This is a genomic window from Pseudomonas sp. S8, from assembly GCF_050473925.1.
GTDB lineage: Bacteria > Pseudomonadota > Gammaproteobacteria > Pseudomonadales > Pseudomonadaceae > Aquipseudomonas > Aquipseudomonas parakoreensis.
Genome location: NZ_JBFDVZ010000016.1, coordinates 3,144,553 through 3,170,056, shown reverse-complemented (window position 1 = coordinate 3,170,056; position 25,504 = coordinate 3,144,553). Strand labels below are relative to the sequence as shown.

The window sequence follows — 25,504 nt, the reverse complement described above, 5'->3', positions numbered from 1 at the left end:
TTGTTAGTGCAGAGGCCAATGCTGGTGGCAGGCGTGACGAACCGCAGCGGCGCTGTTGAGTTTCAACAGGTCGTGGCTGAGGCGTTGGCATTCGGCCTCGTGCAACTGGCGCACGCGATCCTTGATTTCACCGATTTGCACCGGGCTCACCGACAACTCGGTCACGCCGAGGCCGATCAGCACCGGCGTCGCCAGTGGATCCGAGGCGAGGGCGCCGCAGACGCCGACCCAGCGTTTGTGCGCCGCCGCACCTGCGCAGGTCATGGCGATCAGCCGCAGCAGCGCCGGGTGCAAGGCATCAACCCGAGCGGCCAAACCTGCGTGATCGCGGTCCATGGCCAGGGTGTATTGCGACAGGTCGTTGGTGCCGATCGACAGGAAGTCGGCGTGCTCGGCCAGTTGCTCGGCCTGCAATGCCGCAGCCGGGACTTCGATCATCACGCCGATTTCCGGGCGCTGGCTGATGCCCAGTTCCAGGCACAGCGCATCGACGCGCTGACGGATCTGCAGCAGTTCATCGACTTCGGTAACCATCGGCAGCAGGATCCGGCAACGCTGCAACGGGCTGACCTGCAGCAGTGCGCGCAGTTGTTGATCGAGGATTTCCGGACGCGCCTGAGCCAGACGAATGCCACGCAAGCCGAGTACCGGGTTGGCTTCGGCAGGCAGCGGCAGGTAGTCGAGTTGCTTGTCGCCGCCGACGTCGATGGTGCGAATGATCACCGAATGTTCACCCATGGCATCGAGCACCGCTTGATAGGCAAAGCGCTGCTCTTCGACGTCCGGCGCGGTTTGCCGGTCGACGAACAGAAACTCGGTGCGCAACAGGCCGACGCCATCGGCGCCGTTGGCAAAGGCGTCCGCCGCTTCATGGCTGGAGGCAACATTGGCGACCACTTCGATGACCACGCCATTGCGGGTTTCGGCGGGCAGATGGGCCTTTTTCTGTTGCGCATCGCGGCGTTGCTGACGCTCGATTTGCGCCTGCTGCACTTCGGCCAGACGCTCGGCATTTGGCTTCAGTTCGAGGCGACCGCCATCGGCATCCAGCACCACCGACTGACCTTGTGCTTGATCGAGTAAAGCGGCGCCCAGTGCAACCAGGCACGGCAGGCCTTTGCCGCGCGCCAGAATCGCCACATGCGAGGTCGCGCCGCCTTCGGCCATGCACAATCCCGCGACACCCTGCGCGCTGAGTTGCAGCAGATCCGACGGCGTCAGTTCATGCGCAGCGACGATGGCACCGGCCGGCACTTCGTAATGCCAGGCTTCGCCAAGCAGGGCGCGCAGCACCCGTTGCTTGAGGTCGCGCAGGTCGTTGGCGCGTTCGGCCAGCAGCGCGCTGCCGGTGTGTTGCAGTACTTCGCACTGCACGTCGATCGACTGGCTCCAGGCGTGGGTCGCCGCTGTTCCTTGGTCGATAGCATGCTGCGCGGCGTCGAGCAGGGCCGGGTCTTCGAGCAGTGCCAGATGCGCGGTGAAAATCGCTTCTTCGTCGGTGTTCTTGTGCTTTTTTGCTTGGGTGAGCGTGGCGTGGATTTCGCCGCGCACCTGATGCAGCGCCGACTCCAGCACCTGCTGTTGCACCCGCGGATCATGCTTGCCGACATCTGCCGGCAGGCTGATCGCGTTCAGGCGAAACAACGGCCCGCCAACCAGTCCCGGTGCGGCGCACACCCCTTGCAGCACGCCCGCCTCGGCTGGGCGTTTGCGCGGTGTGGCGCTGGCCGGCGCAGCTGCGTGATGATCATCAGGAAGGGCGGTCGCCAACGCATTGAGCAACGCCTGCAGCGCGGCGTCGGCTTCCGGCCCCTGACAGCTGACCTGCACCTCATCCTGCTCACCGATCGCCAGGCCCATCAGCCCGATCAGGCTGTTGCACGGCGCCGATTTGCCGGCGAAGTGCAGCTGCGACTGGCTCTTGAAGCCTTGTGCGGTCTGGCGAATCAGCGCGGCTGGGCGGGCATGCAAGCCGCCGCGATGCGCCACCAGCACCTGACCTTGAACCTCTGGCCCGCCAACCGCTTCAGCGGTCGCCGCAAAGCTGTTGCGCGCAATGATGTGTAGCAACGGCTCGCCGACCTTCACCGCTTTGAGCGTGATCGGGCGCACCTGGAAGTCCTGGCTGTTGGTCAGGATCAACAGGCTGACCAGGCTTTTGCACTGCTGGCCGACCTTGTCCAGGTCGTAGCGCAACAACGGTTGGCCCTTGTCGACCCGCGTGCCTTGCTTGACCAGCATCGAGAAGCCTTCGCCGTTCAGTTCGACAGTGTCCAGGCCAAGATGCAGGAGGATTTCCGCGCCGTTGTCGGCGCGCACGGTCAGCGCGTGGGCGGTGCGTGCGACGTGGATGATCTCCCCGGCACAGGGTGAGTACAGGGTGTCATTCAGCGGGTCGATGGCGATGCCGTCGCCCATTGCGCCACTGGCGAACACCGCGTCCGGGACTTTGGCCAGCGTGAGCACCGGGCCGCTGAGCGGGGCGCTGAGGGTCAGCTCTTTATTGTTGTTGTGCATGGCTCGGTCTCATCAGTAATTTCGCTTTCCCCGGTAGGAGCTGCCGCAGGCTGCGATCTTTTGATCTTGTTTTTTTGAACGTCAAAATCAAAAGATCGCAGCCTTCGGCAGCTCCTACACGGGTTACATGCCTAAACAGTGGTCAGTGCGTACGGGTCACTTTGCTCAGGTGACGCGGCTGGTCCGGGTCCATGCCGCGGGCCACGGCCAGGCCGGCGGCCATCACGTAGAAGCTCTGGATCGCCAGAATCGGGTCGAGGGCCGGGTGTTCGGCGCGGCTCAGGGTCAGGTCGCGTTCGAGGATGTCGTCCGGCGCGGCCAGCAGCACGCGGGCACCGCGTTGACGCATCTCTGACGCGAGGCTGATCAGACCGGCCTGTTCGGCACCGCGCGGGGCGAACACCAGCAAAGGGTAATGCTCGTCGATCAGCGCCATCGGGCCGTGACGGACTTCGGCACTGCTGAACGCTTCGGCCTGAATGGCCGAGGTTTCCTTGAATTTCAGCGCGGCCTCTTGGGCGATGGCAAAACCGGCGCCACGGCCGATGACCATCAGCCGTTCGCAGTCGCGCAAGGCGTCGATCGCGGTGCTCCAGTCCTGTTTTGCCGCTTCGCGCAGACCTTCGGGTAGGGCGTTGTGCGCTTCCAGCAGTTCGCTGTCTTCTTTCCAGTGCGCGATCAGACGGGCGCTGGCGCTCAGGGTGGCGATGAAACTCTTGGTCGCGGCGACACTGCTTTCGATACCGGCGAGCAACGGCAGGCTGAATTCACACGCCGCTTCCAGTGGCGAATCGGCGGCGTTGACCATCGACACGCTCAGCGCGCCACGCTTGCGCAGCAGACGCAGGCTGTTGACCAGATCCGGGCTTTGCCCCGATTGCGAGAACGCGAACGCGACCTGACCGCTGACCTTCAACGGCGCCTGCTGCATGGTCACCACCGACATCGGCAACGACGCCACCGGTACCCCCAGTTGCTGCATGGTCAGGTAGGCGAAGTAGCTCGCCGCGTGGTCGGAGCTGCCGCGCGCGACGGTCATCGCCACTTGCGGCGGCTGACGGCGCAGGCGCCCGGCGATCTCGATCATCTGCGGGTCGAGCTGTTGCAGTTGGGCTTGCACGGCCTCGAACGAGGACAGCGCCTCTTCAAGCATTTTTGAAGTCAATGTCTTCTCCTTCGACCATGACGGCGGTCAGTGTGAGTGAGCGATCCAGCCGCACGCAGTCGGCCCAGGCGCCCGGTTCGAGGCGCCCGCGTTCGGTGATGCCGAGGTAGTCGGCGGGGAATTGCGACAGGCGCTGCGAGGCCTCGGCGATCGGCAATCCGATCTTCACCAGGTTGCGCAGGGCCTGATCCATGGTCAGGGTGCTGCCGGCCAGCGTGCCGTCGGGCAGGCGCACGCCGCCCAGGCATTTGGTCACGGTGTGGCTGCCGAGCTTGTATTCACCGTCGGGCATGCCGGCGGCGGCGGTTGAATCGGTGACGCAGTACAGGCACGGGATCGAACGCAGGGCCACGCGGATCGCGCCGGGGTGCACGTGCAACAAGTCCGGGATCAGCTCGGCGAATTTGGCGTGGGCCAACGCGGCGCCGACGATGCCCGGCTCGCGGTGATGCAGCGGGCTCATGGCGTTGTACAAATGGGTGAAACTGGTCGCGCCGGCATCGAGGGCGGCGACGCCTTCCTCGTAGCTGCCGAGGGTGTGGCCGATCTGCATGCGGATGCCGCGGCTGCTCAGTTCACGAATCAACCCGTCGTGGCCGGCGATTTCCGGAGCGATGGTGATCACCCGGATCGGCGCCAGCGCCAGGTATTCCTCGACTTCGGCCATCAACGCGGTGTGGGCGAAATTCGGTTGCGCGCCGAGTTTGCCGGGGTTGATGTACGGGCCTTCCAGATGCACACCGAGTACCCGGGCGGCGTCTTGCGGACGCTGTTCGCAGAACTCGCCGACCTCTTTCAGCACGCTGGAAATCTCGGCGCTCGGCGCGGTCATGGTGGTGGCCAGCAGTGAAGTGGTGCCGAAACGCACGTGGGTTTTGGTGATGGTTTCGAAGGCGCTGGCGCCTTCCATGATGTCTTTGCCACCACCGCCGTGGACGTGCAGGTCGATGAAACCCGGCAGCAGGTACGGCAGGTCATTGTCGGCCGGATCGCAGGGTACGCCTTCGATCGACACGACTTTGCCGTGTTCGTGAATCAGCCGGCCGCGAACCCAGCCGCTGGCGGTGAGGATGTTGTCTTCGGACATTTTGCTTCTCTCGTTTGGCCTGGCTGCCGGTCAGCGGCGAAGCTCTGCAACAAAGTCGTAGTAGTCGTTGCGGCAATAGGTGTCGGTGACTTCGATCGGCGTGTTGTCTTCCAGATAGCCGACCCGGGTCATCAGCAGCATGGCGGTGCCGGGGGCGATGCCGACCAGCGCGGCGAACTCGTCCGAGGCGTTGATCGCCTGGATGTGCTGCAGGGCGCGGACGATCGGTTTGCCGATGCCGTCGAGGTACTCGTAGAGCGAATTGCCGACCAGGTGCGGCTTGGGCATGATCGAGGCGGGCAGGGTGCTCATCTCGATGGCCATCACGGTGTCATCGGCCTTGCGCAGGCGTTTCATGCGCGCCACCTTGTCGTTCGGCGACAGGCTCAGGCGGATCAGTTCTTCGTGAGTCGGCAGGGTGATTTCGCGTTCCAGCCACTGCGAGCTGGGGACGAAACCCTTGAGGCGGAGCATTTCGCTGAAGCCCGAGAGGCGTGACAGCGGTTGTTCCAGACGTGGGGTGATGAAGGTGCCGGAACCTTGCAGACGGCGGATCAGACCTTGATCGAGCAGCACTTCCAGCGCCTTGCGCGCGGTGACCCGGGAGATCCCGAGTTGCTCGCTGAGGTTGCGCTCGGAGGGCATGGCCTGCTCGGCCTTCCATTGCCCGGAATGGATCGCCGATTCCAGATTGCGCGCCAGCTGCAGGTACAGCGGCGTCGGCTGGGAGTCATCTGGGCGTAGGGCCTGGAGGTCGTTCATGTAGGTCATTTCCGACGCGAGTATAGGATTGTTGTGGCTCGCTTGTGGGGCGGAAATTAATACCACTTGAATACCATGTCAACGCAGTGAATTGGCGTGTAGCCCAATGAAATGGCGGGTTTCGGGGTTTGTGGTTTGAAGTGGTATTAGTGGTGGGCTGTAAAAAGCAAAAGATCGCAGCCTGCGGCAGCTCCTGCAGTGGGAAGTGGTATCAACCCTGTAGGAGCTGCCGAAGGCTGCGATCTTTTGATTTATTTTTTTCAGGTGACCAGTGGTCAGTCGTTAAGGACGAATCTCGATCATCGTGCCGTCCGGCACCAGACCCCAGACTTCACGCATGTCCATGTTGCGCATGGCGATGCAGCCGTCGGTCCAGTCCAGAGTGTGGAACAGGTCTTCGGGGGTTTCTGCCGAATCCGGCGTGCCGTGAATCATGATCATCCCGCCAGGCTCGACGCCTTCGCGGCGGGCGCGGGCCGAATCGCTGATGTTCGGGTAGGAGATGTGCATCGCCAGATTGAATTTCTCGCTGACCTTGCGCCAGTCGATCCAATAGAAACCTTCCGGGGTACGTTTGTCGCCTTCAATCAGTTTCGGCCCCTTTTTCGCGCCCTTGCCCAAGGAAATCCGATAGGTCTTGATCGGCTTGCCGTCGGCGATCAACTGCAGTTGATGCGCCGATTTGAGCACCAGGATTTTTTCGATCAGCGGGGTGTTCGACGGCGTCACGGTGGTCACGAAGGACGCTTGGGAGACTGAGACGAATGACAGGCAAAACAGAGCAAACAACCAGCGCATTGAAACAATTCCCCAAAGAGTGACGCAACGTTAAGTGTAGGAGCTGCCGAAGGCTGCGATCTTTTGATCTTTTGATCTTTTGATCTTTGGATTTTTTGAGTCAGCTAATGGCAGGCTGAGCCAGCGGCGGAATCGATTCGGAGCGAACCGGGTAGTTTTCGGCGCGGCGATCAGCGAAGAAACATTCTAAGGTACGCCCCACGGTGCGGAAAGCCAGCTCGTCCCACGGAATGTCGGCTTCGTCGAATAGTTGCACTTCGAGGCTTTCGGGGCCGGCCGCGAAGTCCAGGTCGGCCAGTTCGGCGCGAAAGAACACATGCACCTGGCTGATGTGCGGCACATCGATCAGGGTATAGATGCTCAGATTGCGCACTCGGGCGCAGGCTTCCTCGGCGGTTTCGCGGATCGCGGCCTGTTCGATGGTCTCGCCGTTTTCCATGAAGCCGGCGGGCAGCGTCCAGTAACCCAGGCGTGGCTCGATGGCGCGGCGGCAGAGCAGCACCTGGCGACCCCAGGTCGCGACACAACCGGCGACGATATTGGGGTTTTGATAGTGAATGGTCTGACAGCTGTCACAGACAAATCGCAGTCGCGAGTCGCCTTCGGGAATGCGCTGGGTCACCGGGTTGCCGCACTGGCTGCAAAATTTCATGCTGGGGTTCCTGAATGCTGCGCCTATCTTGGCGTGCAGCGGTGTCGGTCGGCAAGTTGTCGTTTCGCGACATGGCCCGGCGAAGGGCTTGGGCGGCTGCAATGATTGGTGCATGATGCAGGGTAAGGCACAGATCGAGAACACTCATGCTGGACGAGCTACTGCATAGGGTAAGCAACCACACACCGCGCACGCTGGAGACCGATAAACGTTTCCCCGAGGCCGCTGTTCTGGTGCCGATCACCCGCAGTGACGAGCCCGAGCTGGTGCTGACCCTGCGGGCAAGCGGCCTCTCGACCCATGGCGGCGAAGTGGCCTTTCCCGGCGGTCGCCGCGACCCCGAAGACCCCGACCTGATTTTCACCGCCTTACGCGAAGCCGAAGAAGAAATCGGCCTGCCACCGGGGCTGGTCGAAGTCATCGGCCCGCTCAGCCCGCTGATCTCCCTGCATGGCATCAAGGTCACGCCGTATGTCGGGGTGATTCCGGACTTTGTCGAATACCAGGCCAACGATGCCGAGATCGCTGCCGTCTTCAACGTGCCGTTGGAGTTCTTCCGCAAAGACCCGCGTGAGCATACGCATCGTATCGATTATCAGGGCCGCAGCTGGTACGTGCCGAGTTATCGTTACGGCGAATTCAAGATCTGGGGATTGACCGCTATCATGATTGTCGAGCTGATCAATCTGCTCTATGACGAACAGATCAGCCTGCATCACCCGCCCAAAAGCTATATCAACACCTGAAGCCATCGCTCGAATGGCCCGTCATCGTGAGCCCTGAGGAAAACAAGATGAAATACCGCCTGGGCGACGCCCGCGTCGAGACCCATCCACAGAGCTGGGTTGCACCCAATGCCGTGCTGGTGGGCAAGGTCAAGCTGGAAGAAGGCGCCAACGTCTGGTTCAACGCCGTGCTGCGCGGCGACAACGAGCTGATCCTGATCGGCAAGAACAGCAACGTCCAGGATGGCACGGTGATGCACACCGACATGGGCTATCCGCTGACCATCGGCACCGGCGTGACCATCGGCCATAACGCCATGCTGCATGGCTGCACCGTTGGCGACTACAGCCTGATTGGCATCAACGCGGTGATCCTCAACGGCGCGAAAATCGGCAAGAACTGCATCATCGGCGCCAATTCGCTGATCGGCGAAGGCAAGGAAATCCCCGATGGCTCGCTGGTGATGGGGTCTCCGGGCAAGGTCGTGCGTGAACTGACCGAGCCACAGAAGAAAATGCTCGAAGCCAGTGCCGCGCACTATGTGCACAATTCCCAGCGCTATGCGCGTGATCTGGTCGAGCAGGAAGCATGAACACGCCCGAAAGACCGGTTGCCTCGCCGTGCGTGAATATCTGTGCGCTGGATGAGGACGATATTTGTACCGGTTGCCAGCGCACGGTCGCGGAGATCACCTGCTGGGGCCGCATGACCAACGACGAGCGGCGGGTGGTGCTGGGGTTGTGTCATGAGCGGGCGAAAGCGAGTGGGTTGGTGTGGATGATCCCGGCGACCCCAAACAAGTAGCGAAGATCAAAAGATCGCAGCCTTCGGCAGCTCCTACAGGAAGATCGCATTCCCATGTAGGAGCTGCCGCAGGCTGCGATCTTTTGCTTCTGCTTTGCCTGAAGTAACCTGTGCGCCAATTTCCCAGGTCGCCAGCATGATTTTCCTCATCGCCTACATCAGCAGCGTCGTGCTGATCAACTTCGCTTTCTCCACCGCGCCACACCTGGACATCATCTGGTCGGCCTGGGGCGGATTGGTGTTCGTGTTGCGCGACATGGTGCAAACCCGTTTCGGTCACGGTGCCATCGTGGCGATGCTGGTGGCGCTGGTGTTGTCCTACGTCACCTCGGATCCTTCCATCGCCCTGGCCAGCGCCACGGCGTTCGCGATCTCCGAATGCATCGACTGGCTGGTCTTCAGCATCACCAAACGGCCGCTGCGCGACCGCCTGTGGATCAGTTCGGCGCTGAGCATTCCCCTCGATACCTTCATCTTTTTCGGCATGATCGACCTGATGACGCCACCGGTGATCATCACGGCATTGGCCTCGAAGTTCGCAGGTGTTACTGCCGTCTGGCTGATCATGGCCTGGCGCGAGCGCAAACAGGCTGTCGCCAGCTGAGCCAAACCCTGCGGTTCATGTAAAATGCCGCGCTTTCTCCCCATGGAAAGCGCGTCTGGCGTTGCTTTCCTCGATGATCCGCTTCTTTGAGGACCTGAGATGACCCGTATCGGAACTCCATTGTCGCCAACCGCGACCCGCGTATTGCTGTGTGGCTGTGGTGAGTTGGGCAAGGAAGTGGTGATCGAGCTGCAACGCCTGGGCGTTGAAGTGATTGCCGTCGACCGTTACGCCAACGCGCCGGCCATGCAGGTGGCGCACCGCAGCCACGTGATCAACATGCTCGACGGCGCCGCGCTGCGTGCAGTCATCGAAGCCGAGAAGCCGCACTTCATCGTGCCGGAAATCGAAGCCATCGCCACCGCCACGCTGGTCGAGCTGGAAGCCGAAGGCTTCACCGTGATACCGACCGCCCGCGCCGCGCAATTGACCATGAACCGCGAAGGTATCCGTCGCCTGGCCGCTGAAGAGCTGGACCTGCCAACCTCGCCGTACCACTTTGCCGACACCTTCGAGGACTACAGCAAAGCCGTTCAGGATCTGGGCTTCCCGTGCGTGGTCAAGCCAGTCATGAGCTCGTCGGGCAAAGGCCAGAGCCTGCTGCGCAGCGCCGATGACGTGCAGAAAGCCTGGGATTACGCGCAAGAGGGCGGTCGCGCCGGCAAAGGTCGGGTGATCATCGAAGGCTTCATCGATTTCGACTACGAAATCACTCTGCTGACCGTGCGCCACATCGGCGGCACCACGTTCTGCGCACCGGTCGGTCACCGTCAGGAAAAGGGCGACTATCAGGAGTCCTGGCAGCCGCAGGCCATGAGCCCGATTGCCTTGGCTGAGTCCGAGCGCGTGGCCAAAGCCGTGACCGAGGCTCTGGGTGGTCGCGGGCTGTTCGGCGTCGAGTTGTTCATCAAGGGTGATCAGGTGTGGTTCAGCGAAGTCTCGCCGCGCCCGCACGACACCGGTCTGGTGACCCTGATTTCCCAGGATCTGTCGCAGTTCGCCCTGCACGCGCGCGCCATTCTCGGTCTGCCGGTGCCGCTGATCCGTCAGTTCGGCCCATCCGCTTCGGCGGTGATTCTGGTGGAAGGGCAGTCGACCCAGACCGCGTTCGCCAACCTTGGCGCAGCGCTGAGCGAGCCGGATACCGCACTGCGGCTGTTCGGCAAGCCTGAAGTCAACGGTCAGCGCCGGATGGGCGTGGCGCTGGCGCGGGATGAGTCGATTGAGGCGGCTCGTGCCAAGGCGACCCGTGCGGCTCAGGCTGTTGTTGTAGAGCTGTAAACCGAGGCGCGGCATTCGCGAGCAAGCTCGCTCCCACAGGTTTTTTGGTTGTGCACAAAATTTGTGATCAACCGAAAACCCTGTGGGAGCGGGCTTGCCCGCGATAGCGATCTATCAGGCAACCTGATTCAGATCGTTGCCACGCGTTTCCTTCAGGCACAGCACCGCAATCAGGCTGAGCACCGCTGCCGCCGACACATACCCGCCGACATAACTCAAACCGCCCATCGCCACCAGTTTCTGCGCAAAGAACGGTGCCGCCGAGGCGCCGACGATGCCGCCCAGATTGTAGGCCGCCGATGCGCCGGTATAGCGCACGTGGGTCGGAAACAGTTCCGGCAGCAGCGCGCCCATCGGGGCAAACGTCACGCCCATCAGGAACAGCTCGATGCACAGGAACAGCGCCACGCCCCAGGTCGAGCCCTGCGTCAGCAACGGCTCCATCAGGAATCCGGACAGGATCGCCAGCACACCGCCGACGATCAGCACCGGTTTGCGCCCGTAACGATCGCTGGCCCAGGCGGACAACGGTGTAGCCGCCGCCATGAACAGCACGGCAAAACACAGCAGTCCAAGAAACGTCTCACGGCTGTAGCCGAGGGTGGACACGCCGTAGCTCAGGGAAAACACCGTCGAGATGTAAAACAGCGCATAACACACGACCATCGCCGCCGCGCCGAGCAGGGTGGGCGCCCAGTATTGGCTGAACAGCTCGACCAGCGGCACTTTCACTCGCTCCTGACGGGCAATCGCGTTGGCGAACACCGGCGTTTCGTGAAGCTTGAGGCGTACATACAGACCGACCATCACCAGCACTGCGCTGAGCAGAAACGGAATCCGCCAGCCCCAGCTGCGGAACTGCTCGTCATTGAGGGTCATGGCCAGGGTCAGGAACAACCCATTGGCCGCGAGAAAACCGATCGAAGGCCCCAGTTGCGGGAACATGCCGAACCACGCCCGCTTGCCCTTCGGCGCATTCTCGGTGGCCAGCAACGCCGCGCCACCCCATTCGCCGCCCAGGCCCAACCCCTGACCGAAACGCAGCACGCACAACAGAATCGGTGCCCAGGCGCCAATGCTGTCGTAACCCGGCAGCACGCCGATCAGCGTGGTGCACACGCCCATCAGCAAGAGTGAAGCGACCAGCGTCGATTTGCGCCCGATGCGGTCACCGAAGTGGCCGAACAGCGCCGAACCCAGCGGTCGGGCGAGGAAGGCGATACCGAAAGTGAGAAACGCCGAGAGCATTTGCGCGGTGCCGGACGTCTGTGGAAAGAACACCGGTCCGATCACCAGTGCAGCGGCGGTGGCGTAGACATAGAAGTCGTAAAACTCGATGGCGGTGCCGATGAAGCTCGCCGTTGCCACGCGGGTGGCGGAGTTGGTCGGCTGGGCAGGCGCGGTGGCGCTGTAAGCGGTACTGGTCGTCATGCGGTGATCCCTGACAGTCATGGCTCCGTTGGAGCGAATTATTATGGTTGAACACCCAGGGATGTGGGATGAGACGCGAGCGCTGTTTCGAGTAGGAACAGTCGTCGGGGTAGTGCGGAAAATGGCCAAAACCGCTTTAGTGCGGGGTAAGCACAGGGCTCGGCAGCGCTTGGGTAAGCGGCTCGATTATAGGAAGGGGGCTAACGAATGAACAAGAGCAAAGATCGCAGCCTTCGGCAGCTCCTACAGAGTACAGAGGAACGCATTCCCAAATGTAGGAGCTGCCGAAGGCTGCGATCTTTTGATCTTTTATCTGGCCGGCACCAAAGCAGGCACAGCGCTCGTATGCCAGATCAACACCTTGCTCACCCGGTTGTCCTCGGTCTCGAGAATCTCCAGCCGATAACGCCCGATCTTCAGACACACCGCGCTGTCCGGAATGGTTTCCAGCGCCTCGGTCACCAGGCCGTTGAGGGTTTTCGGCCCGTCGCTCGGCAAATGCCAGCCCAGGCATTTGTTCAACTCGCGGATCGACGCGGTGCCGTCGATCACCATGCGCCCGTCGGGCTGCGGATGGATGTGCGGGTTGTCGAGGCTGTGCTCGCTTTCGAATTCGCCGACGATTTCTTCGAGAATGTCTTCCAGGGTAACGATGCCCAGCACTTCGCCGTATTCGTCCACCACCATGCCCAGCCGGCGCTGCTGTTTGTGGAAATTGAGCAGTTGCAGTTGCAGCGGCGTGCTTTCCGGAACGAAGTACGGTTCGTAGCTGGCGGCCAGCAGTGCTTCGCGGGTCAGCTCGCCATCGTTGAGCAGATGGCGGATTTGCCGGGTGTTGAGCACCGCTTCGACCTGGTTGATGTCGCTATGGAACACCGGCAGGCGCGTGCGTTTGTTGTGGCGCAGTTGTTCGATGATCTCCTCGATCGAGTCGTCGAGGTTGATGCCGTCGACATCGCTGCGCGGCACCAGAATGTCGTTGACCGTGATGTTGTCCAGCGCGTGGATCCCGGAAACCGGGTGGGCGCGAGACGGGTGTTCCGGGTCGTCGTTCGGGTCGGCAGGTTCTTCGTCTTCGCTTTGCTGCACCACTTGGGTTTTGCGCGCGAAGGGACGCAGCAGCAAACCGCTGATGCGGCTCAGCAGCCAGGCCAGCGGATAAAGAATTTTCAGCGGAACGGCCAGCAGGGTATTGCCGAAGGACAGCACGGCCTCCGGATAGCGCTGGGCCACGGTGCGTGGGAAGTAATCGGCAAACACCAGCAACACGGCAGCGGCACCGAGGCAGGCTGCCCACGGGCCGTTTTCTTCGCAAAGGAAGATTGCCAGCAGCGTGGCAATGACCACCGCAAGGGCGCGGCACAGGGTGTTGCACAGGATCAGACTGTCGAGCGGGAAGCTCAGCTTCGCCAGCGGTTTATCGCTGGCGCGCGAGGCGGTGCGTTGCGCGAGCAAGTGCTGCTGCGCGATTTCGACGGCGGTAAACAGCCCCGACCATAAAATCAGCAGGACAAATACCGCAAGCATCGGCCCTATGGGCAAACCGTCCATTTATGCCGCCCGTCAGATGTGCAGGATGTATTCACGAACCAGTTTGCTGCCGAAATACGCCAACATCAGCAGGCAGAAACCGGCGAGGGTCCAGCGAATCGCCTTGTGGCCGCGCCAGCCGAGGCGATTACGGCCCCACAGCAGCACGCTGAACACCACCCACGCCAGGCACGCCAGCAAGGTCTTATGCACCAGATGCTGGGCGAACAGGTTCTCGACGAACAGCCAGCCGGAGATCAGCGACAGCGACAGCAGCGTCCAGCCGGCCCAGAGAAAGCCGAACAACAGGCTTTCCATGGTTTGCAGCGGCGGGAAGTTCTTGATCAGGCCCGACGGGTGCTTGTGCTTGAGCTGGTGATCCTGCACCAGCAGCAGCAAGGCCTGGAAGACCGCGATGGTGAACATGCCGTAGGCGAGGATCGACAGCAGAATGTGGGCGAGGATGCCCGGCTCTTCGTCGATGATCTGCACCGTACCGGCCGGCGCGAACTGCGCCAGCAACACCGTCGCCGCGCCGAGCGGGAACAGCAGCACCAAGAGGTTTTCCACCGGGATCCGCGAGCAGGCCAGCAGCGTCAGGGCGATGACGGCCGCGGCGATCAGGCTGGCGGCGCTGAAGAAGTCCAGGCCCAGGCCGATCGGGGTCAGCAGGTGAGTGAGCAGGCTGGCGCTGTGGGCGAGCACGGCGAGGATGCCGAGCGTAACCAGCAGGCGCTTGTTCGCCTTGGCGCCGGAGGCCAGGCGGGTGCCCTGATAAAGGGTCGCAGCGGCATAAAGAAGAGCGGCGGCGAGCGTGGTCAGCAAACTGGGTGACAAGGGGAGCATAAATCCTGTTAGGCAGGCCCGAAAGGCGCTGAGTTTGGCATAGAACCGCCACACCACGAAAGTGCGAGGTGTCCGCCCGACGCAGTCTTCGCTATAATCCGCGACCTGCCCACGCCGCAGGCTCGCCGAGCACATGTTGAATCCGGTCTGGGCCGCCATTATCCCGGTCTACACAGGGCCTGAAAGGATCGCGCAATGTTTGAAAACTTAACCGACCGTCTCTCGCAGACGCTGCGCCATGTCACCGGCAAGGCGAAGCTGACTGAAGACAATATCAAAGACACCCTGCGCGAAGTGCGCATGGCGTTGCTCGAAGCCGACGTCGCCCTGCCGGTGGTCAAGGACTTCGTCAATTCGGTCAAGGAGCGCGCTGTCGGCACCGAGGTGTCGCGCAGCCTGACGCCGGGCCAGGCATTCGTGAAGATCGTCCAGGCCGAACTCGAAAGCCTGATGGGCGCGGCCAACGAAGACTTGAACCTGAGCGCTGTGCCGCCCGCCGTCATTCTGATGGCCGGTCTGCAGGGTGCCGGTAAAACCACCACCGCCGGCAAGCTCGCGCGCTTCCTTAAAGAGCGCAAGAAGAAGTCGGTGATGGTCGTATCGGCGGACATCTACCGCCCGGCGGCTATCAAGCAGCTGGAAACCCTGGCCAACGACATCGGCGTGACGTTCTTCCCGTCCGATCTGAGCCAGAAGCCGGTCGACATCGCCAACGCGGCTATTAAAGAAGCAAAACTCAAATTCATCGATGTGGTCATCGTCGACACCGCCGGTCGTCTGCACATCGATGAAGAGATGATGGGCGAGATCAAGGCGCTGCACGCCGCGATCAAGCCGGTCGAAACCCTGTTCGTGGTCGACGCCATGACCGGTCAGGACGCCGCCAACACGGCCAAGGCCTTCGGTGATGCGCTGCCACTGACCGGTGTGATCCTGACCAAGGTCGACGGCGATGCCCGAGGCGGTGCGGCGCTGTCGGTACGCGCGATCACCGGCAAGCCGATCAAGTTCATTGGTATGGGCGAGAAGAGCGAAGCACTCGATCCGTTCCACCCTGAGCGTATCGCTTCGCGGATCCTCGGCATGGGTGACGTGCTCAGCCTGATCGAACAGGCTGAAGCGACCCTCGACAAGGACAAGGCCGACAAGCTGGCCAAGAAGCTGAAGAAGGGCAAGGGCTTCGACCTCGAAGACTTCCGCGATCAGCTGCAACAAATGAAGAATATGGGCGGCCTCGGCGGGCTCATGGACAAACTGCCGAGCATCGGCGGCGTCAACCTGTCGCAGATGGGCAATGCCCAGAACGCGGCAGAGAAACAGTTCAAGCAGATGGAAGCCATCATCAACTCCATGACCCCGGCCGAGCGCCGCGACCCTGAGCTGATCAGCGGTTCGCGCAAACGCCGGATCGCCATGGGTTCCGGCACCCAGGTGCAGGACATCGGTCGCTTGATCAAGCAGCACAAGCAGATGCAGAAGATGATGAAGAAATTCACCGCCAAGGGCGGTATGGCGAAAATGATGCGCGGCATGGGCGGTATGTTGCCCGGCGGCGGCATGCCAAAAATGTAAAGATCTCGCCGGTCGTCGCACCGGCGCAGACCCTGCAAGGACGCAGGATCAACAGCAAACCCGCACTCGGCGGGAGCTGACCGGCCGTTTTCATCGACGGCTCTATATGCAAATCCGCACGGCATGCCATAGGCGCCGGAAAAAGTCATTTGCAAAAGTCCGGATATTCCTTAGAATATGCGGCCTTTCGGGCACCCATGCCCGCTGTGCATTTAGATTTGCAGCACCGACTACAGGAACGATGTTCACATGCTAACAATCCGTCTTGCCCTTGGCGGCTCCAAAAAGCGCCCGTTTTACCACCTGACCGTAACCGACTCGCGTAACCCGCGTGACGGCTCCCACAAAGAACAGGTTGGCTTCTTCAACCCTGTTGCCCGTGGTCAGGAAATCCGTCTGTCCGTGAACCAAGAGCGCGTAGCCTACTGGCTGAGCGTTGGTGCACAGCCTTCTGAGCGTGTTGCTCAGTTGCTGAAGGAATCTGCCAAGGCTGCAGCCTGAGCAGTATGAGCGCGACGCCAGAAAAAGCTGATGACCTGATCGTTGTCGGCAAGATTTTTTCGGTTCACGGCGTTCGCGGCGAGGTGAAGGTCTTTTCCTTTACCGATCCGATTGAAAACCTGTTGGACTACCGCCACTGGACGCTTCGGCGCGAAGGCGTGGTGAAACAGGTCGAGCTGGTCAGCGGCCGGTCCACTCAAAAGGATCTGGTTGCCAAGCTCAAAGGCCTCGACGATCGCGATGAAGCCCGTCTTCTGAGCGGTTACGAGATTTGCATCTCGCGAAGCCTTTTGCCCAACCTGACAGGCGACGAGTACTACTGGTACCAGTTGCAGGGTCTGAGCGTCATCAACCAGGACGAGCAATTGTTCGGCAAGGTTGATCACCTGTTGGAGACCGGCGCGAACGATGTATTGGTGGTCAAGCCCTGCGCGGGCAGCCTGGATGATCGTGAGCGGTTGTTGCCCTACACGGAGCAATGCGTGCTGACAATCGATCTGGATGCAGGCGTGATGAGGGTGGAATGGGACGCGGACTTCTAAGCAATGGCCAGCCTGCGCGTAGACGTCATAACGTTGTTCCCCGAGATGTTTTCGGCCATCAGTGAGTACGGCATTACCAGTCGTGCGGTCAAACAGGGGCTGTTGCAGCTGACCTGTTGGAATCCGCGGGATTACACGACGGATCGGCATCACACTGTGGACGATCGCCCGTTTGGCGGTGGTCCGGGCATGGTGATGAAGATCAAGCCCCTGGAAGATGCTCTGGTTCAGGCCAAGGCAGCAGCCGGGGAGGCGGCGAAGGTGATTTACCTGTCCCCCCAAGGCCGTCAACTGACTCAGTCGGCGGTACGCGAGTTGGCAAAATCGGATGCATTGATCCTGATTGCCGGCCGCTATGAAGGCATTGACGAGCGCTTTATTGAGGCTCATGTCGATGAAGAGTGGTCGATTGGTGACTATGTACTGTCTGGCGGCGAGCTGCCGGCCATGGTCATGATCGATGCGGTTACACGACTGCTGCCCGGAGCTTTAGGGCATGCGGATTCCGCTGAGGAAGATTCCTTTACGGATGGTCTGCTGGATTGCCCGCACTACACCCGACCTGAGGTGTATGCGGATCAGCGTGTTCCCGACGTGTTGCTAAGTGGCAATCACGCGCATATCCGGCGTTGGCGTTTACAGCAGTCCCTTGGTCGGACCTATGAACGACGCGCCGATCTTCTGGAAAGCCGCTCGCTTTCTGGAGAAGAGAAGAAGCTGCTCGAGGAATACATCCGCGAGCGGGACGATAGTTAACAACGTATCGATGGTAGATCAGTTGATTTACCTTAGGAGCACAGCATGACCAACAAAATCATCCTTGCACTCGAAGCAGAGCAGATGACCAAAGAAATCCCTACCTTTGCCCCAGGCGACACCATTGTCGTTCAGGTGAAAGTGAAGGAAGGCGATCGTTCCCGTCTGCAAGCGTTCGAAGGCGTTGTCATCGCCAAGCGTAACCGCGGCGTGAACAGTGCGTTCACCGTTCGTAAAATCTCCAACGGTGTTGGCGTAGAACGTACTTTCCAGACCTACTCCCCGCAGATCGACAGCATGGCTGTTAAACGTCGCGGTGACGTACGTAAAGCCAAGCTGTACTACCTGCGCGACCTGTCGGGTAAAGCAGCTCGCATCAAGGAAAAACTGGCTTAAGTCCAGCTTCCGATGCAGAAAAAAGCAGCCTACGGGCTGCTTTTTTGTTGCCTGCAATAAACTGCCCCCACTGTAGGAGCTGCCGAAGGCTGCGATCTTTTGATCTTGCTTGTGTTTCGGGAGCCAGAAATCAGAGCCATTCTTTATGACCACCCGCGACCAGGAAATCCAGCGCCGCACCGAACTCTCGGTAACGCGCGTGACCAAAGCCGTCTTCCCGCCGACCACCAACCATCACAACACCCTGTTCGGCGGCACCGCGCTGGCGTGGATGGACGAAGTGTCGTTCATCACCGCCACACGCTTCTGCCGTCTGCCTTTGGTGACTGTGTCCACCGACCGGATTGACTTCAATCATGCGATCCCGGCTGGTTCGATCGTCGAGCTGGTAGGGCGGGTGATCAAAGTCGGCAACACCAGCCTCAAGGTTGAAGTGGAAGTGTTTGTCGAGAGCATGAGCTGCGATGGTCGCGAGAAGGCGATCCACGGGCAGTTCAGCTTTGTCGCTATTGATGATGACAAGCGGCCGGTGCCGGTGCTGCCTGGGTTTGCAGCCTGATCTGAAACCGAGTCGCGCCATTCGCGAGCAGGCTTGCTCCCACAGGTTCTGTGTTGGACACAATTTCCGATCACAGTGGGAGCGAGCCTGCTCGCGAAGCGTCAGCTCAGGCGCCGCTGGCCTCCGGCTGAATCAGCGCCAACAAGGTCCACCCGGATCCCGGTTTCACAGCAGTCTCCGGCGTCACCACGTGCACCCACCCGCTGTCATCACGCATGAACAGCAGAGTCGCTCGATTGCCATGCAATGCCTGGTAATCCTCCCAGCCAAAACCGTCGGTCAGCGTCGTGCTGTACAGTTCGGCGCCGTTGCTGATCAGGCTGGCCAGCTTGGCATAGGTCAGCGCCTCGCTGCCCAGCTGATTGCCGCGATGCTCCAGACTCGCGCGATGCTTGTCAGTGCGACGAGTTTCCTGACCGCTGGCCAGACCGAACAAACGCTGGTGACCAAAGTCGTGGCGAAAGCGCATTGCCGCCAAAGTATTCAATTCGCCCGAGGGCGATAGCGCCAATAGATGCCCCAGCCCCACCAGATCCAGATGCGCATCGGCATGCTGCGACGCCGGGTTACCGAAGTACGTCGGCAACCCCTCCATGCGCGCCGCACGAATATTCTCCCAGCTCGAATCGGTCAACAGTACGCGGCTGCCCAGTTGCTGCAATGACTTGCCCAGCAACCGCGCCGGGCCGTTGGCGCCGACGATCAGGAAGCCGCTCGGCGCCGGTTCAGCGACGTTCAGCAAGCGTGCCAGTGGCCGAGCGGTTGCACTTTGCAGCACCACGGTGCCGGTGATCACCGCGAAAGTCAGCGGCACCAGCAGCAGCGCACCTTCGTGTCCGGCTTGATCCAGGCGAATCGCGAAAATCGCCGACACCGCTGCCGCCACGATCCCGCGCGGGGCGATCCAGCACAGCAAGGCGCGTTCACGCCAGCTCAGGCTGGAGCCAGCAGTGCTCAACAGCACGTTCAGCGGACGCGCGATCAGTTGAATCACCAGCAGCAGAATCAGCACCAACGGCCCGAGGCTGATCAGTGCATGCAGATCCAGCCGCGCCGCCAGCAGAATGAACAGTCCGGAAATCAGCAAAACGCTCAGGTTTTCCTTGAAGTGCAGGATGTGCCGCACATCCACGCCCTTCATGTTCGCCAGCCACATGCCCATCAGCGTCACCGCCAACAGACCGGACTCATGCATCACCTGGTTGGCAGCAATGAAAATCCCCAACACCGCCGCCAGCGAGGCGAGGTTGTGCAGGTATTCCGGCAGCCATTGGCGACGGATGATGGTGCCGAGCACCCAGCCGCCGACCACCCCGAATACGCTGCCGCAGGCAATCACGCCGCCGAAGGTCAACAGGCTCTGTTCGAGGCCGTTACCCTCGGAGCGGGCGATGATGAAGCTGTAGACCACCACCGCAAGCAGGGCGCCAATCGGGTCGATGACGATGCCTTCCCAGCGCAGAATGTTGGCGATCGAGGCTTTCGGTCGCACCACCCGCAGCATCGGCACGATCACCGTCGGCCCGGTCACCAGCGTCAGGCTGCCGAACAGAATTGCCAGCAACCAGTCGAAGCCGAGCAGGAAGTGGGTCGCGACGGCAATCACCACCCAGGTCGTGAGCGCGCCGATTGTCACCAGGCGATGCACGACGCTGCCGATCTCGCGCCATTCCGACAGATGCAGGGTCAGACTGCCCTCAAACAGGATCAACGCGACCGCCAGCGACACCAGCGGCATCAGCAGCGGGCCGAACATTTCCTGCGGGTCGAGCCAGCCGAGCACCGGGCCCGCGAGAATCCCGGTCAGCAACAAAAACAGAATGGCCGGCAGCTTCAGGCGCCACGCCAGCCACTGGCACCCCAGCGCAGCGGCGCCGATCCCGCCAAATGCCAAGAGAATTTGTTGTTCGTTCATTGAAGCTCCTTGTTCCTTGAAATGGCGGGCTATGAAAGACTAGCGGCCATTCCTACAGTTCACTCGACATTTGCACGCAGCCCCGGAGGTTGTGTGTCTTGAGCGCCCATGCCTGCCATCGACCACCCGCTGATTGACCAATTCCTCGACGCCCTGTGGCTGGAAAAGGGCCTGTCCGACAATACCCGCGGCGCCTACCGCAGCGATCTGGCGCTGTTCAACGGCTGGCTGCAGGAGAAAAACCTCGAGCTGATCAATGCCGGTCGCGAGTTGATCCTTGATCACCTGTCCTGGCGTCTGGAGCAGAACTACAAACCACGCTCCACCGCCCGATTTCTCTCCGGTGTGCGTGGCTTTTATCGCTATCTGCTGCGGGAAAAACTGATTACGGTCGATCCGACTTTGCGCGTCGACATGCCGCAACTGGGCAGGCCACTGCCCAAATCGTTGTCGGAAGCGGACGTCGAAGCGCTGCTCAGGGCACCGGACCTGAGCGAAGCCATCGGTCAGCGTGATCGCGCGATGCTTGAAGTGCTGTACGCCTGCGGGCTGCGGGTGACCGAACTGGTGAGCCTGACGCTGGAGCAGGTCAACTTGCGTCAGGGCGTGTTGCGGGTGATGGGCAAGGGCAGCAAGGAGCGGCTTGTGCCGATGGGCGAGGAGGCGATTGTCTGGGTCGAGCGCTACCTGCGTGATGGCCGTAGCGAGCTGCTGGGCGGGCGTCCCAGCGATGTGCTGTTCCCCAGCCAGCGCGGCGAACAGATGACGCGCCAGACCTTCTGGCACCGGATCAAGCATTGGGCCAAGGTCGCCGGGATCGGCAAATCGCTGTCACCGCACACCTTGCGTCACGCGTTTGCCACGCACCTGCTCAACCACGGCGCCGACTTGCGGGTGGTGCAGATGCTGCTGGGGCACAGTGATCTGTCGACCACGCAGATTTACACCCATGTCGCCCGGGCACGGTTGCAGGACCTGCATGCCAAACACCACCCAAGAGGCTGATGCCCCCCTCAATGGTGGATTAATTACCCGTGGCGAGGGGATTCATCCCCGATGGGCTGCGCAGCAGCCCCAAAAACTTTGGGTTTAATAAAAATACCAAAGTATCCATTCACGACCGTAGCGCCTGCATCGGGGATAAATCCCCTCACCACAATAATGTGTGTCAGTCAGCCTGGAGTGTCTGGCGACAGGCGCATTCGGCCATGCGGGCCTTATGTGTTAGGCTTTGCCGGTTTGCACGATGGACGGTTATGACCCGGTGTTCCGGCACGGGCGTTCTGACCGTTTCATTTGTCCGCCTTCAGGAGTTCTCATGCGTCTGACCCAGATTTTCGCCGCCGCAGCCATTGCGTTGGTCAGCACCTTTGCCGTCGCCGATGACGCGGCCGACAAAGCCATTCGTCAAAGCCTGGAAAAACTCGAACTCGAGGTTCCGGTAGAAAGCATCAGCGCCAGCCCGTTGCCGGGCATGTATGAAGTCAAGCTCAAGGGCAGCCGCGTGCTGTACGCCAGCGCCGACGGCCAGTACATCGTTCAGGGCTACCTGTTCCAGCTCAAGGACGGCAAACCGGTCAACCTGACCGAGAAGACCGAACGCCTGGGCATCTCCAAACTGATCAATGCCATTCCAGTGGCCGAAACCGTGGTGTATCCGGCGGTGGGCGAAACCAAATCGCACATCACCGTGTTCACCGACACCACCTGCCCGTACTGCCACAAGCTGCACGCCGAAGTGCCTGAGCTGAACAAGCGCGGCATCGAAGTGCGTTACGTGGCGTTCCCGCGTCAGGGCCTCGGCTCGCCGGGTGACGAGCAGTTGCAAGCCGTGTGGTGCTCGACCGACAAGAAAGCCGCCATGGACAAAATGGTCGATGGCAAGGAAATCAAGGCCGCCAAGTGCGCGAACCCGGTTTCCAAACAGTTCGCTTTGGGTCAGTCGATTGGCGTGAACGGCACACCGGCTATCGTTTTGGCCGACGGACAAGTCATTCCGGGCTACCAGCCGGCGCCACAAGTCGCCAAACTGGCGCTGGGCGCCAAGTAATTCGCATCGTCACGGTCCGCCGTTGACGATCATGGTCCGGCGGTAACTTCGCCGGGCCATTAATAGAGAGCCGCGAACACGCGGTTGTTTTCCGGCCGACCTTGCGTCGGCCGTTTCATGGGGAGTTCACAGTGAATCCGGTCAAAGTAGGCATCTGTGGGTTAGGGACCGTCGGTGGCGGTACCTTCAACGTACTTCAGCGCAACGCCGAGGAAATTGCTCGTCGTGCCGGGCGTGGGATCGAAGTGGCACAAATTGCCATGCGCACGCCAAAGCCTCAGTTCCAGACGACCGGTATTGCGATTACCAACGATGTCTTCGAAGTGGCCACGAACCCTGAGATCGACATCGTCATAGAGCTGATGGGCGGCTACACCGTTGCCCGCGAGCTGGTACTCAAGGCCATCGAGAATGGCAAGCATGTGGTCACCGCGAACAAGGCACTGATTGCCGTTCACGGTAATGAGATTTTCGCCAAGGCACGCGAGAAAGGCGTGATCGTGGCGTTCGAAGCGGCCGTGGCCGGTGGCATTCCGGTAATCAAGGCGATCCGTGAAGGCCTGTCCGCCAACCGCATCAATTGGGTGGCCGGGATCATCAACGGTACCGGTAACTTCATCCTCACCGAAATGCGCGAGAAGGGTCGCACCTTCGAAGACGTGCTGGCCGAAGCGCAAGCGCTGGGCTACGCCGAAGCCGATCCGACCTTCGACGTCGAAGGCATCGACGCGGCGCACAAGCTGACGATTCTGGCGTCGATCGCGTTCGGCATTCCGCTGCAATTCGACAAGGCTTACACCGAAGGCATCACCCAGCTGACCACCGCCGACGTGAATTACGCCGAAGCGTTGGGCTACCGCATCAAGCACCTCGGTGTAGCGCGCAGCACCGCTGCCGGTATCGAGCTGCGCGTACACCCGACGCTGATCCCGGCCGATCGTCTGATCGCCAACGTCAACGGCGTGATGAACGCCGTGATGGTCAACGGTGACGCTGCCGGCTCGACCCTGTTCTACGGCGCTGGCGCCGGCATGGAGCCGACCGCTTCGTCGGTGATCGCCGACCTGGTGGACGTGGTTCGCGCCATGACGTCCGATCCGGAAAACCGCGTGCCGCACCTGGCCTTCCAGCCGGACTCGCTGTCGGCGCATCCGATCCTGCCGATCGAAGCCTGCGAAAGCGCCTACTACCTGCGCATCCAGGCCAAGGACCATCCGGGCGTTCTGGCTCAGGTGGCAAGCATCCTTTCGGAGCGCGGTATCAACATCGAGTCGATCATGCAGAAGGAAGTCGAAGAGCATGACGGTCTGGTGCCGATGATCCTGCTGACCCACCGCGTGGTCGAGCAGCGCATCAACGATGCGATCGCTGCCCTCGAAGCGCTGGCGGGCGTCAACGGTCCGGTTGTGCGGATCCGCGTCGAGCACCTGAACTAAGTCGCCATCATTGACCGGGCCCGTGCGCGGGTCCGGCATTGCGAACACTCTGCATTGGAGTCAGTCATGCGTTACATCAGTACCCGCGGCCAGGCACCGGCCCTGAATTTCGAAGACGTCCTGCTGGCCGGTCTCGCCACCGACGGCGGTCTGTACGTCCCGGAAAACCTGCCACGTTTCACCCAGGAAGAAATCGCTTCCTGGGCCGGTCTGCCGTACCACGAGCTGGCCTTCCGGGTCATGCGCCCGTTTGTCACCGGCAGCATCCCGGACGCCGATTTCAAAAAGATCCTCGAAGAAACCTACGGTGTGTTCTCGCACAGCGCCGTTGCGCCGCTGCGTCAGCTCAACGGCAACGAATGGGTGCTCGAGCTGTTCCACGGCCCGACCCTGGCGTTCAAGGACTTTGCCCTGCAACTGCTCGGTCGTCTGCTCGATTACGTGCTGGAAAAGCGCGGCGAGCGCGTGGTCATCGTCGGTGCCACCTCGGGTGACACCGGTTCGGCCGCCATCGAAGGCTGCAAGCACTGCGAAAACGTCGACATCTTCATCCTGCACCCGCACAACCGTGTGTCCGAAGTGCAGCGTCGGCAGATGACGACGATTGTCGGCGAGAACATCCACAACATCGCCATCGAAGGCAACTTCGATGACTGCCAGGAAATGGTCAAGAACAGCTTCGCCGACCAGAGCTTCCTCAAGGGCACGCGCCTGGTAGCGGTGAACTCGATCAACTGGGCGCGGATCATGGCCCAGATCGTCTACTACTTCCACGCAGCCCTGCAGCTGGGCGGCCCGGCGCGTTCGGTGGCGTTCTCGGTGCCGACCGGCAACTTCGGCGACATCTTCGCCGGTTACCTGGCGCGTAACATGGGCCTGCCGATCAACCAGTTGATCGTCGCCACCAATCGCAACGACATCCTGCACCGCTTCATGAGCGGCAATCAGTACGTCAAGGAAACCCTGCACGCCACGCTGTCGCCGTCGATGGACATCATGGTCTCGTCGAACTTCGAACGCCTGCTGTTCGACCTGCACGGTCGCAACGGCGCGGCCATCGCCGGGCTGATGGATTCGTTCAAGCAGGGCGGTGGCTTCAACGTCGAGCAAGAGCGCTGGACCGAAGCCCGCAAACTGTTCGACTCGCTGGCCGTGGATGACGCGCAAACCTGCGAAACCATCGCCGAAGTCTACGCGCAATGCGGCGAAGTGCTGGACCCGCACACCGCCATCGGCGTCAAGGCCGCCCGCGAATGCCGTCGCAGCCTGGACATCCCGATGGTGATTCTGGGCACTGCACATCCGGTGAAATTCCCGGATGCCGTGGAGAAAGCCGGTGTAGGAAAAGCTCTCGAACTGCCTGCACATCTTTCTGATTTGTTTGAGCGAAACGAGCGTTGCACCGTTCTGCCGAACGAACTGAAAGCCGTACAGGCCTTTGTCAGCCAGCATGGCAACCGCGGCAAGCCGTTGTAAGCCGAAAAAGCTGTCACATTTTGAAGCCCGTCTCCTGACGGGCTTTTTTGTTTCTGCTGCCACACTGCTCGGGTTTTCGCCCATGAAGGACGGGTGAG

The 25,504-nt window shown here is 61.2% G+C and carries 25 protein-coding genes; 15 read left to right on the top strand and 10 right to left on the bottom strand.

The features are described 5' to 3' along the window. Positions 1 to 3: 3 nt before the first annotated feature. From ptsP to AB1J88_RS15505, 6 genes are all read right to left on the bottom strand, one after another. The gene (ptsP, locus tag AB1J88_RS15530) at positions 4 to 2,517 is read right to left on the bottom strand and encodes a phosphoenolpyruvate--protein phosphotransferase (protein WP_430291404.1); all 2,514 of its coding nucleotides are present in this window, start codon (positions 2,515 to 2,517) and stop codon (positions 4 to 6) included. A 142-nt stretch (positions 2,518 to 2,659) separates the two neighbouring features. Continuing rightward, the gene (locus tag AB1J88_RS15525; RefSeq protein ID WP_430291403.1) at positions 2,660 to 3,682 is read right to left on the bottom strand and encodes an SIS domain-containing protein; all 1,023 of its coding nucleotides are present in this window, start codon (positions 3,680 to 3,682) and stop codon (positions 2,660 to 2,662) included. Continuing rightward, a complete protein-coding gene (gene nagA, locus AB1J88_RS15520; RefSeq protein ID WP_430291402.1) occupies positions 3,663 to 4,769 on the bottom strand; it encodes an N-acetylglucosamine-6-phosphate deacetylase in 1,107 nt (368 codons plus the stop codon). Before nagA ends, AB1J88_RS15525 begins: the two co-directional genes overlap by 20 nt. A gap of 30 nt (positions 4,770 to 4,799) precedes the next feature. Beyond that, a complete protein-coding gene (locus tag AB1J88_RS15515) occupies positions 4,800 to 5,531 on the bottom strand; it encodes a GntR family transcriptional regulator (protein ID WP_430291401.1) in 732 nt (243 codons plus the stop codon). 282 nt (positions 5,532 to 5,813) lie between these two features. Continuing rightward, the gene (locus AB1J88_RS15510; RefSeq protein WP_430291400.1) at positions 5,814 to 6,329 is read right to left on the bottom strand and encodes a L,D-transpeptidase family protein; all 516 of its coding nucleotides are present in this window, start codon (positions 6,327 to 6,329) and stop codon (positions 5,814 to 5,816) included. Positions 6,330 to 6,429: 100 nt separating this feature from the next. After that, positions 6,430 to 6,981 (bottom strand): NUDIX hydrolase, encoded by a 552-nt coding sequence (locus tag AB1J88_RS15505; protein ID WP_041063112.1) that lies wholly within the window; start codon positions 6,979 to 6,981, stop codon positions 6,430 to 6,432. 146 nt (positions 6,982 to 7,127) lie between these two features. Between AB1J88_RS15505 and AB1J88_RS15500 the strand changes: the two genes are divergently transcribed. The 5 genes from AB1J88_RS15500 (at position 7,128) to purT (ending at position 10,396) form a co-directional block, all read left to right on the top strand. Then, positions 7,128 to 7,727: a CoA pyrophosphatase gene (locus AB1J88_RS15500; protein WP_007967803.1), complete on the top strand. Its 600-nt coding sequence runs from the start codon at positions 7,128 to 7,130 to the stop codon at positions 7,725 to 7,727. A gap of 47 nt (positions 7,728 to 7,774) precedes the next feature. Next, on the top strand, positions 7,775 to 8,299 hold the full coding sequence (locus AB1J88_RS15495) for a gamma carbonic anhydrase family protein (protein ID WP_084321873.1): 525 nt from the start codon (positions 7,775 to 7,777) through the stop codon (positions 8,297 to 8,299). Beyond that, a complete protein-coding gene (locus AB1J88_RS15490; protein ID WP_430291399.1) occupies positions 8,296 to 8,511 on the top strand; it encodes a DUF1289 domain-containing protein in 216 nt (71 codons plus the stop codon). The genes AB1J88_RS15495 and AB1J88_RS15490 overlap by 4 nt, the downstream gene beginning before the upstream one ends. A gap of 136 nt (positions 8,512 to 8,647) precedes the next feature. After that, positions 8,648 to 9,115, top strand: coding sequence for a preQ0 transporter (locus AB1J88_RS15485; RefSeq protein WP_086792211.1), 468 nt, complete (start codon positions 8,648 to 8,650; stop codon positions 9,113 to 9,115). A 99-nt stretch (positions 9,116 to 9,214) separates the two neighbouring features. After that, positions 9,215 to 10,396 carry a formate-dependent phosphoribosylglycinamide formyltransferase gene (gene purT / locus AB1J88_RS15480; protein WP_003221968.1) on the top strand — a complete coding sequence of 394 codons (1,182 nt, stop codon included), beginning with the start codon at positions 9,215 to 9,217 and terminating at the stop codon, positions 10,394 to 10,396. 114 nt (positions 10,397 to 10,510) lie between these two features. Here the strand turns inward: purT and AB1J88_RS15475 are convergent, their stop codons facing one another. The 3 genes from AB1J88_RS15475 to AB1J88_RS15465 all read right to left on the bottom strand — a co-directional run bounded on the left by AB1J88_RS15475 (position 10,511) and on the right by AB1J88_RS15465 (position 14,203). Next, positions 10,511 to 11,827: an MFS transporter gene (locus tag AB1J88_RS15475; protein WP_086792209.1), complete on the bottom strand. Its 1,317-nt coding sequence runs from the start codon at positions 11,825 to 11,827 to the stop codon at positions 10,511 to 10,513. Between the two features lie 309 nt (positions 11,828 to 12,136). Then, entirely contained in the window at positions 12,137 to 13,378 is a 1,242-nt protein-coding gene (locus AB1J88_RS15470; RefSeq protein WP_222016367.1) for an HlyC/CorC family transporter, read from the bottom strand. A gap of 12 nt (positions 13,379 to 13,390) precedes the next feature. Beyond that, entirely contained in the window at positions 13,391 to 14,203 is an 813-nt protein-coding gene (locus tag AB1J88_RS15465) for a cytochrome C assembly family protein (RefSeq protein ID WP_025112187.1), read from the bottom strand. Between the two features lie 195 nt (positions 14,204 to 14,398). Here AB1J88_RS15465 and ffh point away from each other — a divergent pair, with 195 nt between their 5' ends. The 6 genes from ffh to AB1J88_RS15435 all read left to right on the top strand — a co-directional run bounded on the left by ffh (position 14,399) and on the right by AB1J88_RS15435 (position 18,529). Then, entirely contained in the window at positions 14,399 to 15,775 is a 1,377-nt protein-coding gene (gene ffh, locus AB1J88_RS15460) for a signal recognition particle protein (RefSeq protein WP_041063139.1), read from the top strand. A 249-nt stretch (positions 15,776 to 16,024) separates the two neighbouring features. Further along, entirely contained in the window at positions 16,025 to 16,276 is a 252-nt protein-coding gene (gene rpsP / locus AB1J88_RS15455; RefSeq protein ID WP_003185073.1) for a 30S ribosomal protein S16, read from the top strand. Between the two features lie 5 nt (positions 16,277 to 16,281). Beyond that, complete coding sequence (gene rimM, locus AB1J88_RS15450) at positions 16,282 to 16,818, top strand: ribosome maturation factor RimM (RefSeq protein WP_108181782.1); 537 nt, start codon at positions 16,282 to 16,284, stop codon at positions 16,816 to 16,818. A 3-nt stretch (positions 16,819 to 16,821) separates the two neighbouring features. Further along, a complete protein-coding gene (gene trmD / locus AB1J88_RS15445) occupies positions 16,822 to 17,574 on the top strand; it encodes a tRNA (guanosine(37)-N1)-methyltransferase TrmD (protein WP_003221981.1) in 753 nt (250 codons plus the stop codon). A 45-nt stretch (positions 17,575 to 17,619) separates the two neighbouring features. Continuing rightward, positions 17,620 to 17,970, top strand: coding sequence for a 50S ribosomal protein L19 (gene rplS / locus AB1J88_RS15440; protein ID WP_003175895.1), 351 nt, complete (start codon positions 17,620 to 17,622; stop codon positions 17,968 to 17,970). 145 nt (positions 17,971 to 18,115) lie between these two features. Continuing rightward, positions 18,116 to 18,529: an acyl-CoA thioesterase gene (locus AB1J88_RS15435; RefSeq protein ID WP_041063151.1), complete on the top strand. Its 414-nt coding sequence runs from the start codon at positions 18,116 to 18,118 to the stop codon at positions 18,527 to 18,529. Positions 18,530 to 18,635: 106 nt separating this feature from the next. Here the strand turns inward: AB1J88_RS15435 and AB1J88_RS15430 are convergent, their stop codons facing one another. Next, positions 18,636 to 20,444, bottom strand: a complete 1,809-nt coding sequence (locus AB1J88_RS15430; RefSeq protein ID WP_430289974.1) for a cation:proton antiporter — start codon at positions 20,442 to 20,444, stop codon at positions 18,636 to 18,638. A 108-nt stretch (positions 20,445 to 20,552) separates the two neighbouring features. On the opposite strand from AB1J88_RS15430, the gene xerD reads away from it, so the two are divergent. The 4 genes from xerD to thrC all read left to right on the top strand — a co-directional run bounded on the left by xerD (position 20,553) and on the right by thrC (position 25,406). Next, positions 20,553 to 21,449 (top strand): site-specific tyrosine recombinase XerD, encoded by an 897-nt coding sequence (gene xerD / locus AB1J88_RS15425; protein ID WP_430289975.1) that lies wholly within the window; start codon positions 20,553 to 20,555, stop codon positions 21,447 to 21,449. Between the two features lie 313 nt (positions 21,450 to 21,762). Further along, positions 21,763 to 22,494, top strand: coding sequence for a bifunctional protein-disulfide isomerase/oxidoreductase DsbC (gene dsbC / locus AB1J88_RS15420; protein ID WP_007967782.1), 732 nt, complete (start codon positions 21,763 to 21,765; stop codon positions 22,492 to 22,494). 131 nt (positions 22,495 to 22,625) lie between these two features. Beyond that, positions 22,626 to 23,930: a homoserine dehydrogenase gene (locus AB1J88_RS15415; RefSeq protein ID WP_145597577.1), complete on the top strand. Its 1,305-nt coding sequence runs from the start codon at positions 22,626 to 22,628 to the stop codon at positions 23,928 to 23,930. Positions 23,931 to 23,996: 66 nt separating this feature from the next. Beyond that, positions 23,997 to 25,406 carry a threonine synthase gene (gene thrC / locus AB1J88_RS15410; protein ID WP_430289976.1) on the top strand — a complete coding sequence of 470 codons (1,410 nt, stop codon included), beginning with the start codon at positions 23,997 to 23,999 and terminating at the stop codon, positions 25,404 to 25,406. Positions 25,407 to 25,504 lie beyond the last annotated feature (98 nt).